Below are 3,551 nucleotides of genomic sequence, written 5' to 3'. Positions count from 1 at the left end.
GCGGTTCGCTACCGCCATAAATTCAACCATGAAAACTACTGACGAAATTTTTCAGTGGAAAGGATGGGCTAACGGATACGGTAATTGGATTAGTTTTTGCCGAATCCGAATCTATCAAAACCAGGGTAAAACAATTGTTGTTGCCAGTGATTGTGGCCCAGAAAGCGGTACATCTATCACAAATTGTGTAGAGAATTTGGTTCCTTTGGTAATGATTAATTACCGACTCAATCCCTACAACACATTTTGGATCGAACATTACCCACAGTCAAAATGCAAAGATTTTGACGAATCATTTAGCGAGGTATTATTGCAGCGCAAAGGGGATAAGCTTTGCAATCCTATCTGGAAACACAGAAAAAAAGAAGAAATTGAAGAACTGATCGGGCAAAACCTTGAAAACCACACAAACTTCCAAGAAACAAAATGAAAATTATCGAAATACTTTCGCCCACTGAGTGCGATCGCCTGATGAGTTGGTGCTACCAACAAGAGCTAGAGGCTGAGATTTTTACAGGCCGCCAGACTTGCAGGACTAAAAAATGGTGGGGGAAGGAAGCAGAGTTTTATTTCAACAAAGCACACGTGTTCGATCGCGATCCAATCGAATCCGATCCAGAACTAGCAGCATTACGCGATCGGTTTGAGCCAGGAGCCGATTCGATCCTTCTCTACCGCTACGAGATTGGTGGCGAAATCGGTGAACACTTAGATAAGCAGTGCTTTGAAGCACCAGTGACTTTGATTAACTTGGTAGATGATAGCCCCAACCTATTCGGGCAGCGCCCAACTACTCGTTTTCGGTGGGGTCGCCAAAATTACGAGTTAGAGCATGGGCAGGTAATAAGTTTCAACAGCCGGGTGCTGCACTCGGTGCCGAAATTGAAATCGCCTCGTTACTCTTTGCAGTTCAGGAGAATTACACAATGACGGGATTTAAATTCATTTTTGATGATGACGATGACGAGGGATTTGAATTAGTGGAAGAAGAAGCCGAAACTCTTACTAATTTAGAAGATGATGAAGAGGAAAAATCTTCCCAGATTACTGAAGAGGAAGTAATTTGGGAGACTGAAGAAGATTAATCAATTGCTCAGTAACGCCGGGAGCATTAAAAGGGCGTTGTCAACTTAACTGAAACAGCCATGTATACCAAACATCAACAAATAGCAGCAGAAATTGCTGAGGGTTCAATCGAAACTCCTCTATCAGCAGAGGACATTTTGACAGTGGCAGCTACAGAAGTTTTAGGGATTAATCCTCCTTCTCAAGCAAAACAAAATTGGGATGCTGAACATTCAATGTCCCCTGAAGAATTAGCCCAGCATTACATAAAAGAGTGTAAAAGATTTAAACCCCGCTGGACAGATATTTTGAGAGGATAAACCTAATTAGTGCGTCAGCGGGAGTCGCGCCCCGCGCTGTCAAAATTTAGCGAAACAGGAGCAAAAAAATGGCCACAGTAAACAAGAATGTTTTAGAGGCAGCTTTAGCAGATGGATTAATAGGAGTTCGCTTGTCGAAAAACCAGCAAATTTATCTAGATCCAACAGTTGTTTCTGTCAACCAATTGCTGCTTTTACTGAAAGAAGAGGGTAATCTGAATATGAAGCAAATTGCTCATAGGATGAAGTATCATGAAAATACTTGTGCCACTTACTTGAGATGGCTAGCAAAGCACAAACTCATCAAAATTATTCCTCACGAAGTAAGCGGAAAAGATGGGCGGTTATTAGCCAGCATTTACGAGGCACTTTAAGGAGTTTCATCATGTCCAAAATTATCTTTTTTGATTTAGACGGCACACTACGCCAGACAAAATCCGGGCAAACCTTCATCAACGAGCCGGAGAATCAGCAAGCCATCAAAGGCACTCAAGAGGCGTTAGCTTACTACCAAGATAAAGGCTTTGTGCTGATTGGCATTACTAATCAAGGCGGCGTAGCAGCAGGACACAAATCCTTGCAAAGTGCGATCGAAGAACAGCGCATCACACTTGAACTATTCCCAGAGCTATCGGAGATTTTCTTCTGCCCTAACTATGACGGCGAAAGCTGCTATCAGGTTAGCCGAGATAATGAGCCTTTGCTCATGAAAACTCTGGATTTAATGAACTCGTGCAGGAAGCCAGGGGCTGGAATGATTGAGCTAGCAATGAGAGGATTTAGTGATTTGGATATTGCACAATCCTGGATGATTGGCGATCGCCCTGAAGACGAACAATGTGCCGAAGCTGCTGGAGTAAAGTTTGTTTGGGCTTCAGTGATGCACGCTAAATTTGCGGGCCCAGGGATGCGAGAAATTGAATGTCAGCACATTGAACCAAATGTTTTGATGCAATTCCTAAGTATCTAAAAACGCACCCGGTTGCGCTTCTGGGAAAGAAAAATGGGTTTTCTAAATCTTTATTCTCTCTAAGAAGCGCACTCAGTTGCGCTTTTCAGATTTGTCCAGTAGCTTGTCCACCGCATCACTGGACAAGTATCGCGCTCTACTGCGATCAACTGTAGAGAGCGGAAGCTAAGCGGAGGGAGGAGTGAAGGGCGATCAGACGATCGGCTAGAGCCAACAGCGCCGGAGTAACCGTTCATTCCGAGCTGGAAACTATTTAGGAAAAATTAGGCGGGTGATCGCTACCTGGTCTTTACAGCATTTATCTAGATAACTTTATTGTTAAGATTTAATAATTTAAATACCTAACTAGGGCTTTTTAAGTAAGCTAGCTGGTATTTAGGTAATTTCATTACTGAGCGAGCTTTTCAGTCAAGTTGTTTGTAATAAAAGGAAATTTAGTTTTTATGAACAATCTCTACCATAAAGTTGCAGTTGCCTCTGTTGGTATAGCTTTAGGTTTTACTTTGGGAGCTAACAAAGAAGCTAAAGCAGCTACATTTACCTTGACAAACCCCGAAATTTTTTTCGTCCAGGGGTACGACGGTGGATGGGGAACCAGGATTTTTGATAACAGACCTGATATTAACCCCAATTCTGTTTCTTCTGTGTATAAATTATATGCCGGTCCCCACAAAAGAGCTTTCTACGAATTCGATATTGGCAATTTGTCTCTTGCCCCAAATACAGTTATTAGAAGTGCTATTTTGAAGACTCCTATTAGGGATGTTAGGCACGCAGGCAACGGCGATTTATTTCTGGTTCTCTCCGGCTATGTAGGAAACGGAAGAGCTGACCTATCAGATTTTGACCCTTATAACAGAGGAAGCATAAGTTGGGGTAAGGTGATTGACGCCAACTCATCCCCTAGAATTCCCCTTGATAGTATTGACTTTGATGTGACACGCTTTGTTAACGAACGAGTTAACAGCCGCGATGATTTTGCAGGGTTTAGCTTTCGTATCGCAGATTATGTGCTCAATAGTGCGGCTACCCTGCGAGATAATAATAATGCTCCGCCCAGTTTGATAATTGAAACCGCCGATGCTACTGAGCCTGTACCTGAGCCGACCACAATCTTTGGTTCAGCTATAGGTCTATGCCTGGGAGGATGGCTGAAACGAAAGAAATCAAGTCAGCAAGATAAAACAACGCCACAA

General features: G+C 42.9%; 7 protein-coding genes. All 7 read left to right on the top strand.

The window, feature by feature from the left end; translation table 11 throughout:
* Positions 1 to 430, top strand: a 430-nt coding sequence (locus tag ACUVJL_RS38545) for a hypothetical protein (protein WP_445250632.1), incomplete at its 5' end; no start/stop codon positions are given.
* Positions 427 to 930, top strand: a complete 504-nt coding sequence (locus ACUVJL_RS38540; protein WP_445250631.1) for a hypothetical protein — start codon at positions 427 to 429, stop codon at positions 928 to 930. The genes ACUVJL_RS38545 and ACUVJL_RS38540, both read left to right, overlap by 4 nt.
* Positions 927 to 1,085 (top strand): hypothetical protein, encoded by a 159-nt coding sequence (locus ACUVJL_RS38535; RefSeq protein ID WP_445250630.1) that lies wholly within the window; start codon positions 927 to 929, stop codon positions 1,083 to 1,085. Before ACUVJL_RS38540 ends, ACUVJL_RS38535 begins: the two co-directional genes overlap by 4 nt.
* A gap of 60 nt (positions 1,086 to 1,145) precedes the next feature.
* On the top strand, positions 1,146 to 1,385 hold the full coding sequence (locus tag ACUVJL_RS38530) for a hypothetical protein (protein WP_445250629.1): 240 nt from the start codon (positions 1,146 to 1,148) through the stop codon (positions 1,383 to 1,385).
* Between the two features lie 68 nt (positions 1,386 to 1,453).
* Positions 1,454 to 1,759: a hypothetical protein gene (locus ACUVJL_RS38525; protein WP_445250628.1), complete on the top strand. Its 306-nt coding sequence runs from the start codon at positions 1,454 to 1,456 to the stop codon at positions 1,757 to 1,759.
* Positions 1,760 to 1,770: 11 nt separating this feature from the next.
* The gene (locus ACUVJL_RS38520) at positions 1,771 to 2,355 is read left to right on the top strand and encodes an HAD-IIIA family hydrolase (protein WP_445250627.1); all 585 of its coding nucleotides are present in this window, start codon (positions 1,771 to 1,773) and stop codon (positions 2,353 to 2,355) included.
* A gap of 443 nt (positions 2,356 to 2,798) precedes the next feature.
* On the top strand, positions 2,799 to 3,551 hold a 753-nt coding region (locus tag ACUVJL_RS38515), incomplete at its 3' end, for a PEP-CTERM sorting domain-containing protein (protein ID WP_445250626.1).

The organism is Microcoleus sp. OTE_8_concoct_300, assembly GCF_031383065.1.
Taxonomy (GTDB): Bacteria; Cyanobacteriota; Cyanobacteriia; order Cyanobacteriales; family Microcoleaceae; genus Microcoleus.
Note: the sequence above shows the minus strand (reverse complement) of the source record. Positions and strands in the feature narration are given on the sequence as shown.